The sequence below is a fragment of the Thauera humireducens genome (assembly GCF_001051995.2).
GTDB lineage: Bacteria > Pseudomonadota > Gammaproteobacteria > Burkholderiales > Rhodocyclaceae > Thauera > Thauera humireducens.
Genome location: NZ_CP014646.1, coordinates 4,082,826 through 4,101,304, shown reverse-complemented (window position 1 = coordinate 4,101,304; position 18,479 = coordinate 4,082,826). Strand labels below are relative to the sequence as shown.

17 protein-coding genes and 1 pseudogene are annotated in these 18,479 nt (G+C 67.7%); 1 reads left to right on the top strand and 17 read right to left on the bottom strand.

What is annotated here, in order from left to right; all coding sequences use genetic code 11:
- Window positions 1-14 precede the first annotated feature (14 nt).
- The 8 genes and pseudogenes from AC731_RS19035 to AC731_RS19000 form a co-directional block, all read right to left on the bottom strand.
- Window positions 15-1,232, bottom strand: coding sequence for a dihydrolipoamide acetyltransferase family protein (locus AC731_RS19035; protein WP_048708482.1), 1,218 nt, complete (start codon window positions 1,230-1,232; stop codon window positions 15-17).
- Entirely contained in the window at window positions 1,225-2,196 is a 972-nt protein-coding gene (locus AC731_RS19030; RefSeq protein ID WP_048708480.1) for an alpha-ketoacid dehydrogenase subunit beta, read from the bottom strand. Before AC731_RS19030 ends, AC731_RS19035 begins: the two co-directional genes overlap by 8 nt.
- Window positions 2,193-3,121 (bottom strand): annotated as a pseudogene (pdhA, locus tag AC731_RS19025) (pyruvate dehydrogenase (acetyl-transferring) E1 component subunit alpha). The gene AC731_RS19030 and the pseudogene pdhA overlap by 4 nt, the downstream one beginning before the upstream one ends.
- An 80-nt stretch (window positions 3,122-3,201) precedes the next feature.
- Window positions 3,202-4,965 (bottom strand): acetate--CoA ligase, encoded by a 1,764-nt coding sequence (gene acsA, locus AC731_RS19020; RefSeq protein ID WP_048708478.1) that lies wholly within the window; start codon window positions 4,963-4,965, stop codon window positions 3,202-3,204.
- A 202-nt stretch (window positions 4,966-5,167) separates the two neighbouring features.
- Window positions 5,168-5,800, bottom strand: a complete 633-nt coding sequence (locus AC731_RS19015) for a phosphoribosyltransferase (protein WP_048708477.1) — start codon at window positions 5,798-5,800, stop codon at window positions 5,168-5,170.
- 13 nt (window positions 5,801-5,813) lie between these two features.
- On the bottom strand, window positions 5,814-6,410 hold the full coding sequence (locus AC731_RS19010; RefSeq protein ID WP_048708475.1) for a bifunctional pyr operon transcriptional regulator/uracil phosphoribosyltransferase PyrR: 597 nt from the start codon (window positions 6,408-6,410) through the stop codon (window positions 5,814-5,816).
- Window positions 6,411-6,573: 163 nt separating this feature from the next.
- The gene (locus AC731_RS19005; RefSeq protein ID WP_004259117.1) at window positions 6,574-8,319 is read right to left on the bottom strand and encodes an autotransporter assembly complex protein TamA; all 1,746 of its coding nucleotides are present in this window, start codon (window positions 8,317-8,319) and stop codon (window positions 6,574-6,576) included.
- Window positions 8,320-8,329: 10 nt separating this feature from the next.
- Entirely contained in the window at window positions 8,330-9,331 is a 1,002-nt protein-coding gene (locus tag AC731_RS19000) for a class 1 fructose-bisphosphatase (protein WP_048708473.1), read from the bottom strand.
- Window positions 9,332-9,523: 192 nt separating this feature from the next.
- On the opposite strand from AC731_RS19000, the gene AC731_RS18995 reads away from it, so the two are divergent.
- On the top strand, window positions 9,524-10,777 hold the full coding sequence (locus AC731_RS18995) for a D-amino acid dehydrogenase (protein ID WP_048708472.1): 1,254 nt from the start codon (window positions 9,524-9,526) through the stop codon (window positions 10,775-10,777).
- Window positions 10,778-10,805: 28 nt separating this feature from the next.
- On the opposite strand, the gene AC731_RS18990 is transcribed toward AC731_RS18995, so the two are convergent.
- The 9 genes from AC731_RS18990 to dnaX all read right to left on the bottom strand — a co-directional run bounded on the left by AC731_RS18990 (window position 10,806) and on the right by dnaX (window position 18,384).
- Window positions 10,806-11,303, bottom strand: a complete 498-nt coding sequence (locus AC731_RS18990; RefSeq protein WP_048708471.1) for a hemerythrin domain-containing protein — start codon at window positions 11,301-11,303, stop codon at window positions 10,806-10,808.
- 8 nt (window positions 11,304-11,311) lie between these two features.
- Entirely contained in the window at window positions 11,312-11,785 is a 474-nt protein-coding gene (locus AC731_RS18985) for a ClpXP protease specificity-enhancing factor (RefSeq protein ID WP_048708470.1), read from the bottom strand.
- Between the two features lie 63 nt (window positions 11,786-11,848).
- Window positions 11,849-12,445, bottom strand: coding sequence for a glutathione S-transferase N-terminal domain-containing protein (locus AC731_RS18980; RefSeq protein ID WP_048708468.1), 597 nt, complete (start codon window positions 12,443-12,445; stop codon window positions 11,849-11,851).
- Window positions 12,446-12,553: 108 nt separating this feature from the next.
- Window positions 12,554-13,309, bottom strand: coding sequence for a cytochrome c1 (locus AC731_RS18975; RefSeq protein ID WP_004259154.1), 756 nt, complete (start codon window positions 13,307-13,309; stop codon window positions 12,554-12,556).
- A complete protein-coding gene (locus AC731_RS18970; RefSeq protein WP_048708466.1) occupies window positions 13,306-14,574 on the bottom strand; it encodes a cytochrome b in 1,269 nt (422 codons plus the stop codon). The genes AC731_RS18975 and AC731_RS18970 overlap by 4 nt, the downstream gene beginning before the upstream one ends.
- Before the next feature lie 3 nt (window positions 14,575-14,577).
- Window positions 14,578-15,171, bottom strand: coding sequence for a ubiquinol-cytochrome c reductase iron-sulfur subunit (petA, locus tag AC731_RS18965; RefSeq protein ID WP_004259156.1), 594 nt, complete (start codon window positions 15,169-15,171; stop codon window positions 14,578-14,580).
- Between the two features lie 183 nt (window positions 15,172-15,354).
- Window positions 15,355-15,948: a recombination mediator RecR gene (recR, locus tag AC731_RS18960; RefSeq protein ID WP_038011490.1), complete on the bottom strand. Its 594-nt coding sequence runs from the start codon at window positions 15,946-15,948 to the stop codon at window positions 15,355-15,357.
- 10 nt (window positions 15,949-15,958) lie between these two features.
- Window positions 15,959-16,282, bottom strand: coding sequence for a YbaB/EbfC family nucleoid-associated protein (locus AC731_RS18955; RefSeq protein WP_048708463.1), 324 nt, complete (start codon window positions 16,280-16,282; stop codon window positions 15,959-15,961).
- A 68-nt stretch (window positions 16,283-16,350) separates the two neighbouring features.
- Complete coding sequence (dnaX, locus tag AC731_RS18950) at window positions 16,351-18,384, bottom strand: DNA polymerase III subunit gamma/tau (protein WP_048708462.1); 2,034 nt, start codon at window positions 18,382-18,384, stop codon at window positions 16,351-16,353.
- Window positions 18,385-18,479: the final 95 nt, after the last annotated feature.

The window sequence follows — 18,479 nt, the reverse complement described above, 5'->3', positions numbered from 1 at the left end:
TCGCGCGGTCGGTTTCAGAGATCCCTGGGATGCTGCAGCAACTCGCGCAACGCGCCAAGGAACAGGGCGCCGCGGTGACCGTCCGAGACGCGGTGGTCGGCCGCAAGGCTGGCGGTGACGGTCGGCACCACCTGCAGTATGCCATCAGCTTCATCCACGACGGGTCGCGGCGCGACGCGCCCGAAACCGACGAGCGCCACCTGCGGCGGATAGATCACGCCCAGCACCGCTTCGACGCCCTGCTCGCCCAGGTTGGTGACGGTGATCGTGGGATCGCTCATCTCCGAACTGCGCAGCGAGCCGGCGCGGGTGCGCCTCACCAGATCCGACAGCTCGCGCATCAGCACCGGCAGGGGCTTGCTGCCGACATCGTGGAGGGCCGGCGCGACAAGCCCACCGCCGCGCAGGGAAATCGCCACGCCGGCATGTACCGCGTCCGCGGGCTCGAAACGCTCGTTGCGGTAGAAGCCGTTGAGCTCGGGAAAACCTTTCAGCGCGATTGCGACCGCCTTCAGAAACAACGCAGCCATGAGGATGCGCTCGGTGATCGGGCGGTCAGCATTCGTGGCAGTCAGCCACTCGCTCGCACGTGCGAGGGGGATGGTCTCGAACAGGTAGTAGTGCGGAATCTCGCGCTTGGAGCGGCTCATCGCCGCGGCGATGGTCCTTCGCATCTCGGCCTGGCGCGCCGCCATGACCTCGGCGGGCACCGCCACTGCGGTCACCGTGCGCGTGGCGGCCGCATGTTCGATGTCGGCCAGCGTGACCACGCCCCCGGGGCCGGAACCGGCGACGCGGACGATGTCGATCCCCAACGCGTCCGCGCGCTTGCGTGCAGCCGGCGACACGCGAGCGCGCCCCGCCAGCGCCGGCTCGACAGCGGGCGGGGCGACGCCCACCTCGGCGGCCACCGCTGCTGGAGGGGTCGCCCGGCGGCGTGCCTCGCCCTTCCGCGCGCCACGCGCGGTGAGCGGCTTGCGCGTTGGCGCGGACTCGCCCTCCTCGAGCAGCGTCGCCATCACGCTGCCGACCGGCAGGCGGGTGCCGGGTTCGATCAGCAGCTCGAACACCGTGCCGTCCTGCCAGATCTCGACATCGACCGCGGCCTTCGAGGTGTCGACCACCGCGACGACCTGGCCCTTCTTCACCTTGTCGCCGGGCTTGACGCGCCACTCCAGCAGCTTGCCTTCGTCCATGTCGGCGCCGAGCGAGGGCAGCTTGAACTCAAACATTCAGCATCTCCTTCACCGCGGCGACGATCTGCGCCGTCTGCGGCAGCGCCGCTGCCTCCATGTGCCGGGCGTAGGGGATGGGTACCTCCACGCTGCACACCCGCCGCGGCGGGGCGTCGAGGTCGTACAGGCAGTCCTCGGCAATGCGCGCGACGATCTCGGCCGCAAGGCTGCCGGTCTTCCAGCCTTCATCGACCACCACCACGCGGTGCGTCCTGCGCACCGACGCAGCGATGGTGTCCAGGTCCAGCGGGCGCAGATCGAGCACCTCGACGTCGATGCCCACGGCAGCCAGCGCGTCCGCGGCCTGCATCGCCTTGGGCAGGCAGCCGCCATAGGTGATCAGGCTCGCCCGGGTACCCGCACGCCGCACGGCCGCGCGCGAGATGTCGCAGGCGCGCCAGACCCGCTCGGCCGGCAGCGCGTCTTCCTGGCTGTAGAGCTGGGCGTGCTCGAAAATGACCACCGGGTCGGGGTCGGCCAGGGCGGGCGCGAGCATGCCGCGCGCGTCGGCGACGGTCGCCGGCGCCAGCACGCGAATGCCGGGGATGTGGGCGTACCAGTTCTCCAGGCTGTGTGAATGTTGGGCGGCGAGCTGGCGGCCAGCGCCGGTCGCCATGCGGATCACCAGCGGCACCGCGCACTGCCCGCCGGACATGTGGCGCAGCAGTGCCGCGCTGTTGACGATCTGGTCCAGCGCCAGCAGGCTGAAGTTGATCGTCATGATCTCGACGATCGGCCGCATGCCGCCCAGCGCAGCACCCACGCCGGCCCCCATGAAGCCGAGCTCGGACAAGGGCGTGTCGCGGATGCGATCCGGCCCGAACTCTTCCAGCAGGCCCTTCGACACCGCGTAGGTGCCGCCGTAGCGCCCCACGTCCTCGCCCATCAGGAACACGCGCGAATCCTGCGCCAGCGCCTCGCGCAGGGCCTCACGCAGCGCCTCGCGGTAACTGATCTTCATCGCCGGCCGCCGTGCGCGATCGCCGCCGGCCCATGCACGTCCTTCAGCAGGTCCGCCTCCGGCTCCCAGGGCGCGGCCTCGGCGAAGGCGACCGCGGCATCGATCTCGGCCTGCGCCGCCGCATCGAGCGCGAGAAAGGCGTCCTCGGTCAACAGGCCTTCGGCTTTCAGCTGCGCCGAGAAACTGTGGATAGGGCCGCGCGTCTTCCATTGCTCGACCTCGGCCTTGTCGCGGTACAACTCGGGGTCGAACATCGAATGGGCGCGGAAACGGTAGGTCTGCAGCTCGACGAAGGCAGGTCTGCCCGACGCGCGCACCTGCCTCGCCGCCCGCCTGACGGTCTCGAATACCGCGCGCACGTCCATGCCATCGACGCGGAAGCCGTCCATGTTGTAGCTCGCAGCCTTGGCGCACAGGTCGGTCTGCGACTCCGAGCGCGACAGCGCAGTGCCCATCGCATACAGGTTGTTCTCGCAGCAGAACAGCAGCGGCAAGGCCCATAGCGCGGCGAGATTCATCGCTTCGTGGAACGCGCCTTCGGCAATCGCGCCTTCGCCGAAGAAGCAGGCCGTCACATGGGATTGCCCTGCAGCTGGTCCGCCAGCGCCAGCCCGGCGGCCAGCGGCAATCCGCCACCGACGATGGCGATGCCGCCGTAGAAGTGGCGCGAAACGTCGAACAGGTGCATCGAGCCGCCGCGCCCGCGCGAGCAGCCCGAGGCCTTGCCGTACATCTCGGCCATGATCGCGTCCATCGGCACGCCGCGCAGCAGCGCGTGGCCGTGCTCGCGGTAGGTGGCGACCACCCTGTCCTGCTCGGCCAGTGCATGCATCGCCCCGGTGGCACAGGCCTCCTCGCCAATGTAGAGATGCAGGAAGCCGCGGATCTTGCCGGCACCGTAGAGCTCGGCGCACTTCTCCTCCATGCGGCGGATGCGCAGCATGTCTGCCAGCAGGCGCAGCGGTTCGCCCGCAGCGGGGCGGCGCTGGGTTGGCTGGCGTGTCTTCATGCGCCGGCCTCCAGCGTCGAGGTGTCGCCTTCGGGCAGGCCGAGCTCGCGCGCCTTCAGCAGCCGGCGCATGATCTTGCCGCTGCGCGTGCGCGGCAGCACCGGCAGGAAGTCGATCTCCTTCGGCGCGACGACGGCACCCAGCTTCTTGCGCGCATGGCCGAGCAGTTCCCGGCGCAAGGCGTCCGAGGCCTCGACGCCCTTCTTCAGTGAGACGAAGGCCTTGACCACTTCGCCCACCATCTCGTCGGGCTTGCCGATGACGTCGGCCTCGGCCACCGCCGGGTGCTCCATCAGCGCACTCTCGACCTCGAACGGACCGATCAGGTGGCCGGCGGACTTGATCACATCGTCACTGCGACCGACGAACCAGTAGTAGCCGTCGGCATCGCGCCGCGCGAGATCGCCGCTCAGGTACCAGTCGCCGGCGAAGCACTTGCGGTAGCGCTCCGGGTTGTTGAGGTAGCCGCGCAGCATCGACGGCCAGCCGCGCCTGAGCGCCAGCTCGCCCTCCTCGTCCGGCGCATCGATCAGCGCCACCGAACCGTCCTCGCGCTGGCGCACGATGGCGGCCTCCACGCCGGGCAGCGGCTTGCCCATCGAGCCGGGCTTGATGTCGAGCGCGGGCAGGTTGGCGATCATGATGCCGCCGGTCTCGGTCTGCCACCAGTTGTCGTGAATCGGCTTGCCGAGCACCTCCAGCCCCCACCACACCGCCTCCGGGTTCAGCGGTTCGCCGACGCTGGCAACGAAGCGCAGCTGCGGGAAGCGCAAGCCGCGCGCAAGCTCCGGGCCGGCCTTCATCAGCATGCGGATTGCCGTCGGCGCGGTGTACCACACCGTGACCCGCTGCGCCTGCAGGATGCGATACCAGCGCTCCGCGTCGAACTCGGCCATGTCGACGATCGAGGTCACGCCGTGCAGCAGCGGCGCGATGATGCCGTAGGACGTGCCGGTGACCCAGCCCGGATCGGCGGTGCACCAGAAGACGTCGTCGGGGTGGAGATCGAGCGCATAACGCCCCGTCGCCCAGTGCGTCACCACCGCGCCATGCACGTGCATCGCGCCCTTGGGCGTGCCGGTGGTGCCGCTGGTGAAGTGCAGCAGCGCAAGGTCCTCGGCCTGCGTCGGCTCGGTGTCGAAGACTTCGGCTGCCTCGGCCATCAGCGCGGCGAGATCCTGCGTGCCGGCGAGTCCGGCCGCCGTGCCCTCCTCGTCCACGACCAGCACGTGGCGCAGCGAGGGCAGCGTGTCGCGCACTTTCGCCACCTTGCGCGCATAGAGCCCGTCGGTGGTGACCAGCACCGCGCCCTCGCCGATATTCAAGCGCGTGGCGATCGGCTCCGGGCCGAAGGCCGAGAACAGCGGCGACACGACGCAGCCCGCCTTCAGGCCGCCGAGCACCGCAACGTACAGCTCGGGGATGCGACCGGTGAGCACGAACACCCGCTCGCCACGCTGCACGCCGAGCGTGCGCAACACATTGGCGAAGCGGCTGGTCAGGCGCGCCGGTTCGCCGAAGCTGACATCGCGCACCGATTCGTCGCCCAGGAAACGGAACGCGGTGCGATCGTGCAAGGGCCCCTGCGCATGACGCTCGACCGCCTCGTAGGCGATGTTGAGCCCGCCGCCCGGCAGGCCGGCCAGCGCCTGGCGCGCGTTGTCCCACGAGAACGCGGCGCAGGTCGCCGCGTAATCGCCAAGGTTGGGCGCCACCGCCAGATCGGCCGGCGTCTTGTGGATGATCCCGGAACGCTGCATGTCCAAGTCTCCCTTTCGCGCGCTCGCTACCCGCATCAGGCTCGCAAATCGCGCCCAGCCCCACCATTGGCGAAAACCCCCCTCGCAGCAGGCAGGCCGCGGGTCGTCGCCGCGGCGGCTTCAGCCATCGTCGCGCCGGCGCCCCGCACGCCGACGTCGGCGCCATGCGCGAAGCTCCGCCAGTCATGCCGTACCCCGGCGCCTACGCGCCTCGTTCGCGGCGTTGGCGCAGACAGGCGACCACCTCGTCGTCCTCGACCTGGCCGAAATGCACATAGAACTGCCCGACCGCCTGGAAATCCCAGGGGGCGTGAAGGCAGACGACTTCATCCGCATGCGGTTCGACCTTCTTCAGGCTGTCGGGGGCGGCGACCGGCACCGCGCAGACCAGTTTCTGCGGCGCCTGCGCGCGCACGGCGTGCAGCGCCGCGATCATCGTCGCGCCGGTGGCGAGGCCGTCGTCCACGACGATCACCACGCGCCCGCGCGGGTCGATCGGCGGACGCTCGGGCGAATACAGGGCCCGGCGCTGGCGCAGCCCCTCGAGCCGACGCTCGCGCTCGGCCTTCAGCCAGGCCTCGTCGCCCTCGGAGGAGTCGGAGATGAAGGACCAGCCGCTTTCGTCGATCGCGCCGATCGCATACTCCGGGCTCCAGGGCGAACCGAGCTTGTGCACCAGTACCACGTCCAACTCGCCCTGCAGTGCGTCCGCGAGTGCCGCACCCATCGGCACCGCGCCGCGTGGAATCGCGAGCACCAGCGGGTTCTGCCCCCGATAGGCGGACAAGGCCGTGGCGAGTTGCCGCGCGGCGTCGAGTCGGTCCTGGAAGATCATCGTGCCTCCCGCCTCACACGCCGCCACGCGCTTCGTCCGCACTGCCGGCGCCCCCGTCGGGCTGCAGCAGTTCGATCCGCCAGGACGACTCATAGGGCGGCACATTGCATTCGATGACATCGGTCGGCGCGACGTCGAGCCGAAGGCCGACGACATCCGCTCGCATCGGCAAGCGCGCGACGCCACGGTCGGCCAGCACCGCAACACGCACCTCGGCCGGTGACCAGCGCGCCAGATAGCCCAGCACCCGCAGCAGCGAATGTCCGGTGTAGAGCACGTCGTCGACGACCAGAAGGCTCCGCCCCTGAAGGTCCAGCGTTGCATGCGCGGGGTCCTCGAGCAGTTGCGTCTCGGGATGCAGCAGGGCGAGATCGTCGGCATAACGCTTGACCTTGAGATCGAGCCGCAGCGGCGGGGCGAGGCCATGACGCTCGACCATCAGGGCCGTGATGCGGTCGGCCAGCGGCGCACCCCTGCGCAACAGGCCAATGACGGCAATGCGCTCGCAGCCATACAGCACCGCGGCGGCCTGCCGTGCCATGCGCTCGACAACAGCGTTCAACTGCTCGGCGGCATAAAGACAGGTGCGACGACCGGGTGGGCGTTCCATGCGTGCCTCGCGCGAACAATGTCGTTCAGCCGGCCAGCTGGAGGGATTCCACCGAAAACGTCATGCCGGCCCGCCTGTGAAAACCATACTCCTCTTCGGGGTACGTTGACCATCCGGACGCCCCCGCGCCGCATGCTTGCAGCACCGGACCGGCTGCTCGACATCAGAAGGCGATGGCAACGCCGAAGTGCAGACGTAGCCGGCGCTCGTCATGCCCCCAGGCCAGATCAACCGCCAGCGGGCCCGCCGGACTGCGCCAGCGCGCCCCGACGCCGTAGCCGGTGCGGAAGTCGAGGTCTTCGCGCGTGTCCGCCGCATCCCCGGCATCGACGAACAATGCCGCACCCCACTGCGGGCGGAACCAATGCACGTACTCCGCACTGAGGGTGCCGAGGTAGCGCCCGCCGACCGTCGCGTCGCCTTCGCGGACGCCCAGGCTCTGGTAGGCATAGCCTCGCACCGATTGCGCGCCGCCGGCACGGAACAGGAAGTCCTGCGGAATGCCCTCGCGCGAATCGGCCAGGGTCGCGCCTGCCTCGCCGCGCAGGATCAGCACGTCGCGCTCGCCCACCGGCTGGTAACGCACTGCGCGGCCGTAAAGGCGAACGAAGTCGCGATCAGCGATCGCCACCGCCGCGCCGCCGCCCATCTGGAACTCGAGCACGTAGCCGCGCGTCGGATCGAGCAGGTCATCCACGGCGCGCTGCACCCAGGTCCAGTTCGCGGTCAGCGTGTTGCTCGAGCGGGACTCGCCCCCCTCGGGGCGCAACTGCTCATGCTGCAGGCGCAGGGCAAGCTGGGTCTCGATGTTGCCCCGCACCGTGTTGCGGGCGACGCCGACGGCTTGCGAATGCACCAGCAGGCCTTCGAGGTCGCTGCGGTCGACCAGGGCACCCACGCTGTCGCGATGGTTGCCCGAAGGGGGCAGGAAGACGTCGGCGTAGGCAGACTGGCGGCGCTGCTCCAGGCGCAGGCCGGTCGACAGCTCCCAGCCGCGGCGCAGCAGATTCACGTCGCGATAGCTCGCCTCCGCCCGCAGGCCGGTGTTGCTGGAAACGCCCGCGCCGAACGCGAGGCGCTTTGGACGCGCCTCGGAGACCTGCACGCGCACCGGCACCGCGGCAGCGAGCGCCGGATCGCGCTCGACATCGACGATCACCGACGCGAAATGCGGCGTGTTCTGCAACCCCGTCTGGAAGGCCAGCAAGGCCTCGCGGTCGTAGGGTTCGCCGACCCGCAGGCGGCTGTAGCGCTGCACCAGGTCCGCCGGCAGTTCCTGCAGTCCGCTGACCTCGAGCGCTCCGAGATAGAAGGCGGGGCCGCTGTCGAGGCGGACGCGGAGTCGGGCAGTGGCGCGCTCCGGGTCGACCTCCGCGCGGCTCTCCACCATGCGCGCCGCCGCATAGCGCCGCGCCGATACGCTGTCGAGCATCTGCTGTTTGGCGGCATCCCAGTCGGCCTGGCGGAAGGGCGCCCCCGGCGGCAGCGACCAACTCGCCCGCAGCCGGGCGAGATACTCGTCGCCGCCCTGCTCTGCAGCACGCGTGATCTCGCCATCGAAGTCCACTGTCACCTCAGCGATGGTCGTGCGTGGCCCCGGGTCCACCTTGATCACCCAGCGCCCGGCCTCGCTGCGATCGATGCGCACCGTCGGCGTGAAGTAGCCCTCGGTGGCGAGCAGGTCGCCGACCTCGCGCCGGGCGCGGCGGGCCATCGCGCTTCGGTCGGGAGCAGCCTCGGGCATCGTCGCGTCGCTGCGTCGCAACAGGCGCACGTGACGCTCGAGCAGCCCGCGCACCGCCTCGGGCGCTTCCAGCTCGACGTCGAGCGCCTGCTGCGCCGCAGTCGACAGGGGCGCGGCCAACACGCCGCTGATCAGCAGGAGAGCCAAACCGCGCCAAGGGCGCATACGGCCGCGATCAGGTCTCGCGGTGGTACTCGGTCACGCGCTCGACCTCGGCCCTGGAACCGAGGATCACGGGCACGCGCTGATGGAGTTCGCGCGGCTGCACGTCGAGGATGCGCTCGCGACCGGTGCTGGCCGCCCCGCCTGCCTGCTCGACCAGCATCGCCATCGGATTGGCCTCGTACATCAGGCGCAGCTTGCCGCCCTTGTCGCGGCACTTGTCGTCCATCGGGTACATGAAGATGCCACCGCGGGTGAGGATGCGATGCACGTCGGACACCATCGACGCGACCCAGCGCATGTTGAAGTCGACACCGCGCGGCCCCGTCTTGCCCTGTTGCAGTTCGTCGATGTAGCGCTGCACCGGCTTCTCCCAGAAACGCGCATTCGACGCATTGATCGCGTACTCGCGCGTCTCCTCGGGGATGGTCATGAAGGGGTGCGTGTAGATGAAACTGCCCATCTCGCGGTCCAGCGTGAAGGCATGCACGCCCTGGCCGACCGTCAGCACGAACTGGGTGGACGGACCATAGACGGCATAGCCCGCGGCGACCTGCTCGCGCCCCGGCTGCAGGAAGCTGTCTTCATTCGGCTGCTCGCCCCCCGGCGGATTGCGCAATACGGAGAAGATCGTGCCGACCGAGATATTGACGTCGATATTCGACGAGCCATCGAGCGGATCGAACAGCAGCAGGAAGCCGCCCTTCGGATAGTCGAAGGGGATCTGGTGCACCGTCTCGACCTCCTCGGAGGCCATCGCCGCAAGGTGACCGCCCCACTCGTTGGCCTGTAGCAGGATCTCGTTGGCGATCACATCCAGCTTCTTCTGCGCCTCGCCCTGCACGTTGTCGGTGCCGGCCTCGCCGAGCACCCCGGCGAGCGCGCCCTTGGACACATTGACGCTGATGGCCTTGACCGCCCGGGCGACGACCTCGATCAGCAGGCGCAGGTCGGCGGTGATGCGACCGGCGCGTTGCTGCTCGATCAGGAACTGGGTGAGGGTGACGCGACGCATGAGAGAACTCCGTGAATGCGGTGTGATGTCTGACAGGCCGAATTATCCCGGTTCCACGCGCCGTACGCACGGCAAAAAAACGCGCCACGTGTTTCTGCCGCGGGCCGTAGGGGTATCATCGCGCCTCTGCTGCGGCGGGAACCTCGCTCGGGGGCCCGACTCGTACAGCCGTCATCCACCGCTCCCCGACATATGCACGTCATGGTTCTCGGCGCCGGCGTCACCGGCGTCACGACCGCCTGGTTCCTGCAACAGGCGGGCTTCGAGGTCAGTCTCGTCGACCGCCAGCCCGGCGCCGGGCGCGAGACAAGCTTTGCCAACGGCGGCCAGATCTCGATCAGTCATCCGGAACCGTGGGCCAATCCGGCTGCGCCCTGGCTCGCGCTGCGCTGGCTCGGGCGCGAGGACGCGCCGCTGAAAGTCCGCCCTTCCCTCGACCCGGCGCAATGGCGCTGGGCGCTGTCCTTCCTGCACGAATGCCTGCCGTGGCGCACACGCCGCAACACCGAGGCGATCGCCGCACTCGCCCTCTTCAGCGGCGAACGCCTGCGTGCCCTGCGGGAAACGACCGGCATCGACTACGAGCAACGCGCGGCCGGCATCCTGCATCTGTTCCACACCGCACGCGAATTCGCCCATGCCCCCATGCGCGCATCGTCGCTGCAGAAGCTCGGCATTCCCGCGGAAGTACGCTCGCGCGAGGAATGCCTCGCCCTGGAGCCCGCGCTCGCGGGCCGGCCGGATGCGATCGCAGGCGGCTTGTATGCTCCGGACGACGAATCCGGCAATGCACAGCGCTTCACCGAAGCGCTCGCCGCGCAGCTGGAAGCGAGGGGGGCCTTGCTGCACTGGAACACCGAGATCCGGCGGCTGGCGGTTACCCGCAATCGCATCGAGGGCGCATACGTGCGCGACGCCGAGGGGCGCAAGGGCATGCTGAGCGCCGACGCGGTCGTCGTGTGCCTCGGCAGCTACAGCGGCCGGTTGCTGCGACCGTTGGGGCAACGCGTACCGATCTATCCGGTGAAGGGCTATTCGATCACGGCCGCTCTTGCAGCACCGGACCGGGCGCCGGTGGTGAGCCTGACCGACGAATCGCGCCGGATCGTCTGCTCGCGGCTGGGGGATCGCCTTCGCGTGGCGGGAACGGCCGAACTCGCCGGCTTCGACACGACGATCCGGCCCGAGCGCATCGAGCCGCTGCTCGAATGGGCGCGGACCCATTTCCCGGGCGCGATCGACGAAACGCAGGTGACGCCATGGGCGGGATTACGCCCCGCAACGCCGGGTAATCTGCCCCTGATCGGGCGCGGCCGGCTGGACAACCTGTGGTTGAATACCGGCCACGGCACCCTGGGATGGACGCTCGCCTGCGGCTCGGCCGCCGCGCTCACCGCCCTGATCGAGGGTCAGCGGCCGCCAGTGGTCTTTCCGTTCCTGGATTGAAACACGTGCAGCAACGCGGCAGCGCGAATCAGGCGCAGGCCTTCTTCTCGGCGTCGCTTTCGGCGGTCAGCGTCGCACAGGCGCAACCGGATGCGGCCTGCCCTACGGCGCCTTCGGCATTCGCAAACGTACCGCTGTCGACGTCATAGCCAACGCTCTGCAAATGGAAAGCCAGCGCGGCATCCATGCCGTTGGTGTGATGGTCGAACCAGGCCGGCAACTCCTGCACCAGGCGCTTGGCGAAGAAGGTGTCACCCGCAGCGACGCGCTTGCGGATGTCGTGCAGCACCGCCAGCACACGGTCGTGCTCGGCGCGATGGCAACCCGGGAAATTCACCGCCTCCATCCATCGGTTCTCCTGGGCGAAGTGGGCCTCGGTGTGCGCGACGAAGGCATCGTAGGCAGCGAGGAACGCGTCCGGTCCGGCGTTGGCGACCACGTTGTACAGCTCGACGAACTCGCGGTGCGTGTCATCCATGCGCGGGAGGCCGTTTTCCAGCTTCTCGCTCCATTCAAGACTGGCCATGGGGTGTCTCACTTCACGACGGTCAGGTGGGAGGGACGAGGACGGCGCGGAGGCTCATCACCCGAGGGCGCCTCGGCCTTTGCCGCGGCAGCCGCGTCGGCCATGTCCTCGACGATGTCGGGCATCTCGCCCGGCCGCTCATCCGCATCGACGCCGGCCTCCTCGCCCGAGATCTCGGTCTCGAAGGCCATGCCCTGCCCGTTCTCGCGCGCATAGACGGCGATCACGTTGGCAATCGGCACCACCAGCGAATGCGCGACCCCACCGAATCGGGCCTGGAAGGTGATGAAATCGTTCGCGATCTGCAACTGCCCCGTCGCATCGGGCGACAGGTTCAGCACGATCTGTCCGTCACGTGCATAACCCGGCGGGACGCGCGTCTGGGCGTCCACGAGCGTGGCGACGTAGGGCGTGAAGCCCTGATCGACACACCACTCCCAGATGGCGCGGATCAGGTAAGGCTTGGTCGATACGGTGCTCATGTGTCTTCCAGCAGGCGACGCCGCGGCCGCGAGACGCGGCCGGCGACGTCGGGGATTGGCAGGTCAGCGACGCATCACCTTCTCGGAGGGCGTCAGCGCGTCGATGAAACCCTGACGGCTGAAAATGCGCTCGGCGTACTTCATCAGCGGCGCCGCCGCCTTCGGCAGCTCGATACCGTAGTGCTCGAGGCGCCACAGCAGCGGCGCGATGGCCACGTCGAGCATCGAGAACTCCTCGCTCAGCATGAACTTCTGCTTGGTGAAGATCGGTGCGAGCTGGGTGAGCTGGTCGCGCACGTGGGCGCGGCTCTTCTCCACGCCCTTCTGGTTGGCCTCCAGGGCTTCGAGGTGCGAGAACAGCTCGTGCTCGAAGGTGTGCAGCAGTTGCCGCGCACGCGCACGCATGATCGGGTCGGGCGGCATCAGCTGCGGATGGGGGAAGCGCTCGTCGATGTACTCGTTGATGATGTTCGACTCGTACAGCACGAGATCGCGGTCGACCAGCACCGGCACACGGTTGTAGGGGTTGATGACGGCGATGTCTTCGGGCTTGTTGTAGAGATCGACGTCGATGACTTCGAAATCCATGCCCTTCTCGAACAGGACGATCCGGCAGCGATGGCTGAAGGGATCGGTCGTGCCGGAATACAGGTTCATCATGGTGTTGCCACTCCGGGGATACAAAAGCAAAAGCGCACCACGCGGTTCCGCGTGGTGCGTCTGGGTCAGGACTGCATCAACAGGCCTCGCGGCCGGTTGCCATTCCGATCAATGAATGTCCTTCCAGTAGTTCTTCTTCAGTGCGTACGACAGCACGAACAGGCCCGCCAGGAAGATCAGCACGTAGGTGCCGATCGACTTGCGCTTCTCGGCGACCGGCTCGCCCATCCAGACCAGGAAGGACACGAGGTCGGCGATCGACTTGTCGTACTCTTCGACCGACAGCTTGCCGGGCTTGGCGAGCTCGAGCACGGTCGTGGTCGTGCCATCCGCGTTCTGGGTGATCTTGGCGACCTGTTCGCCCTGTAGCTCCCACAGCGCGTGCGGCATGCCCACGTTCGCGAAGATCACGTTGTTCCAGCCCGTCGGGCGCGCCGGATCGCGGTAGAACTGGCGCAGGTAGGTGTACAGCCAGTCGGCCCCGCTGCCGTCACCGGAAGCACGCGCACGTGCAACCAGCGTCAGATCGGGCGGCGCCTTGCCGAACCACACCTTGCCATCTTCACGCTGCATCGCGATCTTCATCAGATCGCCCACCTTCTCGCCGGTGAACATCAGGTTGTCGCGAATCATCTGCTCGGACAGGCCGATGTTCTGCAACTGGTTGTAGCGCGTGAACGAGGCGCTGTGGCAGTTCAGACAGTAATTGACGAACAGCTTGGCGCCGTGCTGCAGCGCTGCCGGATCGGTGCTGACCGGCGCCTTGTCGAGGTGCACCGCAGCACCTGCCGCCAGCGCCACCGCCGGAGCGAACAGCAGCACCGCCGCCGCACGCTTGATGAGATTGATCACGCGCATTTTCATTTGAAGTTCACCCTTTCCGGTTCGGCCTTGCACTTGTCGAGCTTGCTGTACCACGGCATCAGCAGGAAGAACGCGAAGTACAGCACCGAGCAGATCTGCGACACCAGCGTACGACCCGGGGTCGGGGGCAGCACGCCCAGGTAGCCCAGGATGAAGAAGCAGATGACGAAGATGACCAGCGCGATCTTGAAGATCGGACCCTTGTAGCGGATCGACTTCACCGGGCTGCGGTCCAGCCAGGGCAGGAAGGCGATGATCACCACCGACGCGCCCATGGCCACGACACCCCAGAACTTCGCATCCAGCCCGAACAGCGGGTAGGTGACCGCACGCAGGATGGAATAGAAGGGGGTGAAATACCACACCGGCGCAATGTGAGGCGGCGTCGTCAGCGGGTCGGCAGGCAGGAAGTTGTTGAACTCGAGGAAGTACCCCCCCGCTTCCGGCGCGAAAAACACCACCGCGCTGAAGAAGAACAGGAAGGCCACGACGCCAACGATATCCTTGACCGTGTAGTACGGGTGGAAGGGAATGCCGTCCAGCGGAATGCCGTTCGCATCCTTCTTCTTCTTGATCTCGACACCGTCCGGGTTGTTGGAGCCGACTTCGTGCAGCGCGATGATGTGCGCAGCGACGAGACCGATCAGCACCAGCGGCACGGCGATGACGTGGAAGGAGAAGAAGCGGTTCAGCGTGGCATCGGACACGACGAAGTCGCCGCGGATGACCAGCGACAGGTCGGGGCCGATCACCGGAATCGCCGAGAACAGGTTCACGATGACCTGGGCGCCCCAGAAGGACATCTGCCCCCACGGCAGCAGATAGCCCATGAAGGCTTCGGCCATCAGCACCAGGAAGATCAGGGTACCGAAGATCCAGATCAGCTCGCGCGGCTTACGGTAGGAACCGTAGAGCAGGCCGCGGAACATGTGCAGGTAGACCACGACGAAGAAGGCCGAGGCACCGGTCGAGTGCAGGTAGCGGATGAGCCAGCCACCCGGCACCTCGCGCATGATGTACTCGACGCTGGCGAAGGCCACCGGCACACCCGCTGCGTTCAGCGAGGCATCCGGCTTGTAGTGCATGACCAGGAAGATACCGGTCAGGATCTGGATCACCAGCACCAACAGCGCCAGCGAGCCGAAGAAATACCAGAAGTTGAAGTTCTTCGGGGCGTAGTACTCGGTGAGGTGCCCCTTGATGGACGACGTCAGCGGGAAGCGCTCGTCGATCCAGTTCAGCACAGCCTGGGATTTGGTGGTCATCGCTTATGCCTTCCCGTCTTCGCCAACAAGAATGGTGGTATCCGCGAGGTACTGGTGCGGCGGAATCTCGAGGTTGTCCGGCGCGGGCATGCTGCTGTACACGCGACCAGCCAGATCAAAGATCGAGCCGTGGCAGGGGCACAGGAAACCACCGGGCCAGTCAGCGCCCATGCCGCTCTCGGCGCCCATCTTGAACTTCTCGGACGGAGAACAGCCGAGGTGGGTGCAGATACCGACCGCGACCAGGTATTCCGGCTTGATCGAGCGGTGCTTGTTCTTGGCGTAGCCCGGCTGCATGGGCTTGTCGGACTCGGGGTCGCTGACCTTACCGTCCGTCTTTTCAAGCGAAGCCAGCATCTCGGGCGTACGGCGCAGAATCCACACCGGCTTGCCGCGCCACTCCACAGTCATCATCTCGCCCGGAGCGAGCTTACCCACATCCACTTCGACCGGCGCACCGGCTGCCTTGGCACGCTCGGACGGCGTCAGGCTGGCAACGAACGGCACGGCCGTTGCCACGGCGGCAACACCGCCCGCGGCGGACGTTGCCAGCAGCAAGGTGCGGCGGCTGCTGTCCATCTTTTGATCAACGCTCATGACCCTCTTCCCAAAAAGGAAAACGAAAGACCCGGATACAAATAACTGCGGAATTATAACGGAGTCACTGCAGCAGAGAAAGCACGAAGGGCGGATCACCAGTCGTAACAAGGCTTTCCGGGCGGCATTCCCGCGTCGGAAAGCCGCAGCAGCGGCCTGATATGCTGCGACGCAGCAACCTTCTTACACGGCGCGGCGCTCGACCAGGGCCTGCGCAATGGTGCCCGTATCGGTGTGCTCGAGCTCGCCCCCGACCGGCACACCGCGGGACAGGCGACTGACCTTGAGCCCGCGCGTGGTCAGCAGCGTCGCCACCGTATGCGCCGTGGCCTCGCCTTCATTGGTGAAGTTGGTGGCGAGAATGACTTCCTGCACCTTGCCGTCGGTCGCGCGACCGATGAGCTTGTCGAGCTTGAGCTCGCGCGGCCCGATGCCGTCGAGCGGCGAGAGCCGCCCCATCAGCACGTAGTACAGCCCGTTGTAGGACTGCGTCTGCTCGATCATGGCCAGATCGGCCGGCATCTCGACGACACACAGCAGCGAGGCGTCGCGCCGCGGATTGGCGCAGCGCGGGCAGACGGCCTCCTCACTGAAGTTGTTGCAGCGCTCGCAGTGACGCAGCACCTCCAGCGCGTGCGCCAGCGCGTGCGCCAGCCGCGCAGCGCCCCGCTGGTCGCGCTGCAGCAGATGGTAGGCCATGCGCTGAGCGGATTTCGGGCCGACGCTCGGCAGGCAACGCAAGGCCTCGATCAATTCGTCGAGGCTGGATGGCGTCATCGTTGCAGGCTCAGAACGGCAGCTTCATGCCAGGCGGCAGATTCAGGCCGGAAGTGAAGCCGGACATCTTCTCCTGCGTGGTCGCCTCGACCTTGCGCACGGCATCGTTCAGCGCCGCCGCGACCAGGTCCTCGAGCATCTCCTTGTCGTCCATCACCGCCGCGTCGATGGAGACGCGGCGCACATCGTACTTGCAGGTCATCTGCACCTTGACCATGCCGGCGCCCGACTGCCCCTCGACCTCGACCGAAGCAAGCTGCTCCTGCATCTTCTTCATGTTTTCCTGCATCTGCTGGGCCTGCTTCATCAGCCCGGCGATTCCGCCTTTCATCATCTTGGACACTCCAGGTTATTGAGCTGTTTGAAAAGAGTCTTGACACCACGCCCGTCGCGCCGCGGCCGTCAAAGCGGCTTCACGGTGTTTTCGACGAGGGTGGCATCGAAGCGTTCGATGAGTTCGCGCACGAAGGGGTCCGCTTCCAGCGCTGCGACCGCCTCGGCATGGCGCGCGCGGCGCTCGATCTCGTCGCGCTGGGCCGGCGTCTCGCCGGCAATGTCGCCGATAGTGATGCGCACACGCATCGCACGCCCCGTGGCCCCACCGAGCAGATCCTGCAGACGGTCGACCGCAGCGCGGTTCATGTCCAGCAGATGGCGATGCGCCGTCGACAGGCGCAACTGCAATTCGTCCTCGACGCAATCGACCCACTCGCAATGCTGGGCAAGCTCGCGCACGAGCCCGCCGAGTTCGAGCGCGCGGATGATGCCACGCCAGTCCCCCATTGCAAGCAGGGATGCGACATCGCCACCGCCGCCCGACGAAGCCCGGCCGGCAACGGTGGGAACAGCGACCGGCGGTGCGGCAACAGCGGCCGCGGATAGCGCCGGAGGAGGCTCGACGTCAGCAGCAGCCGTCGCCTGCGCCGGCTCAGGACCGCGCGAGCGTGTCGTGGCTTCAGGCAAGGTCCGCACGGGCGCGGGCGCAGCCGCTGTCGCGCCGTAATCGTCTGCATACGCCTCGGGCGGCAAGTCCTCCCAAGGAGGCACATCGTTATCGCTGGCCTTCGCGGGCGCACTCGCTGCGGGAACGACGGGCGCCGGCTCAGCCTTCTCGACCAGCGGCGCAGCGGGCACAGGGGCCGCAGGCGGGGAGACATCTACGCGAGCGGGCTGTGGCGCAGGCACGCCAACCGCCGGACTTCCGCCCTCCGCCGCGGGAACCGCAGACGACGCCCTCGCCCCGCCCGGGAGCGCACCCTGCGCTCCCCCCGGACTTGCGGACGCTGCGGCCGGCAGGCTGCGTGCCTGACCGCCCCCCGCCGGCGCGACGCCGGGCCCGCCGAGCGCCGCAGGCTGATCGGGGCGGAATGCATGCAGGCGCAGCAACGTCATCGTGAAGCCGGTGTATTCGTCCGGCGCCAACGGCAGCTCGTCACGGCCGTGAATCGCGATCTGGTAGGCGAGCTGCAGGAACTCCGCATCGAAGGCGCCGGCATAGGAGCCGATGCGGGCCCGCTCGGCCTCGTCTGCGATCGCCTCCGGCGCGTACTGCGCCAGCGCGATGCGATGCACCAGCGTCGCCAGCGACTGCAGCGCGGCATCGAAAGACAGGCTGCGCGCCTCCATGCCGTCCGCCACCGCGAGCAGGTCGGTCACGTTCCCGACCGCGAGTGCGTCGAGCACGGCGTACAGATGGTCGTCGCCGACCGTGCCCAGCATGTGGGTGACCTGCTCCTCCTCGACCTTGCCCGCGCCGTGCGCGATCGACTGGTCGAGCAGCGACAGCGCGTCGCGCATCGACCCGTTGGCCGCCTTGGCGATGTGGCGCAGCGCGCCGGGCTCGAAGGGCACCTCCTCGGCCTGTAGGATGCGCGTCAGGTGGTCGACAATATGGCCGGGCGGCATCTGCTTGAGGTTGAACTGCAGGCAGCGCGACAGCACCGTCACCGGAATCTTCTGCGGATCGGTGGTGGCGAGGATGAACTTCACATGCTCCGGCGGTTCCTCCAGCGTCTTCAGCATGGCGTTGAAGGCGTGACCGGTGAGCATGTGCACTTCGTCGATCATGTAGACCTTGTAGCGCCCCTGCACCGGCGCATACACGGCCTTATCGAGCAGCGCCGCCATGTCGTCGACGCCCCGGTTGGACGCGGCATCCATCTCCACGTAATCGGGAAAGCGGTCGGCGTCGATGGCGCGGCAGGCATCGCAGACGCCACAGGGCTCGGGCGTGATGCCGGTCTCGCAGTTCAGCGCCTTGGCCAGGATGCGGCTGATCGTGGTCTTGCCCACGCCGCGCGTCCCGGTAAACAGCCAGGCGTGGTGCAGCCTGCCCGTGGCGAGCGCGTGCGTCAGCGCCCGCACGACGTGCTCCTGACCGACCAGCGTGCCGAAGGACTTCGGCCGCCACTTGCGCGCAAGGACCTGATAGCTCATGGCGGGCGATTCTAGCAGAGCCCTGACGGGCGTCCGGCGCCGATCGTCGCCCCGCCGTTCCCCTACCCGATAGCTCAAGACAATTTCGAACATCC

Coding starts and splice junctions, on each gene's coding strand:
- acsA (WP_048708478.1), bottom strand. CDS start 4,965: ATGCAGCGTTCCGGGATCATCCACAAGACGCCGGCCGATCTGGCGGTG.
- AC731_RS18995 (WP_048708472.1), top strand. CDS start 9,524: ATGCACGTCATGGTTCTCGGCGCCGGCGTCACCGGCGTCACGACCGCC.
- AC731_RS19015 (WP_048708477.1), bottom strand. CDS start 5,800: ATGATCTTCCAGGACCGACTCGACGCCGCGCGGCAACTCGCCACGGCC.
- recR (WP_038011490.1), bottom strand. CDS start 15,948: ATGACGCCATCCAGCCTCGACGAATTGATCGAGGCCTTGCGTTGCCTG.
- petA (WP_004259156.1), bottom strand. CDS start 15,171: ATGAGCGTTGATCAAAAGATGGACAGCAGCCGCCGCACCTTGCTGCTG.
- dnaX (WP_048708462.1), bottom strand. CDS start 18,384: ATGAGCTATCAGGTCCTTGCGCGCAAGTGGCGGCCGAAGTCCTTCGGC.
- AC731_RS19000 (WP_048708473.1), bottom strand. CDS start 9,331: ATGCGTCGCGTCACCCTCACCCAGTTCCTGATCGAGCAGCAACGCGCC.
- AC731_RS18980 (WP_048708468.1), bottom strand. CDS start 12,445: ATGATGAACCTGTATTCCGGCACGACCGATCCCTTCAGCCATCGCTGC.
- AC731_RS18955 (WP_048708463.1), bottom strand. CDS start 16,282: ATGATGAAAGGCGGAATCGCCGGGCTGATGAAGCAGGCCCAGCAGATG.
- AC731_RS18975 (WP_004259154.1), bottom strand. CDS start 13,309: ATGAAAATGCGCGTGATCAATCTCATCAAGCGTGCGGCGGCGGTGCTG.
- AC731_RS19035 (WP_048708482.1), bottom strand. CDS start 1,232: ATGTTTGAGTTCAAGCTGCCCTCGCTCGGCGCCGACATGGACGAAGGC.
- AC731_RS19030 (WP_048708480.1), bottom strand. CDS start 2,196: ATGAAGATCAGTTACCGCGAGGCGCTGCGTGAGGCCCTGCGCGAGGCG.
- AC731_RS18990 (WP_048708471.1), bottom strand. CDS start 11,303: ATGGCCAGTCTTGAATGGAGCGAGAAGCTGGAAAACGGCCTCCCGCGC.
- AC731_RS18985 (WP_048708470.1), bottom strand. CDS start 11,785: ATGAGCACCGTATCGACCAAGCCTTACCTGATCCGCGCCATCTGGGAG.
- AC731_RS19010 (WP_048708475.1), bottom strand. CDS start 6,410: ATGGAACGCCCACCCGGTCGTCGCACCTGTCTTTATGCCGCCGAGCAG.
- AC731_RS18970 (WP_048708466.1), bottom strand. CDS start 14,574: ATGACCACCAAATCCCAGGCTGTGCTGAACTGGATCGACGAGCGCTTC.
- AC731_RS19005 (WP_004259117.1), bottom strand. CDS start 8,319: ATGCGCCCTTGGCGCGGTTTGGCTCTCCTGCTGATCAGCGGCGTGTTG.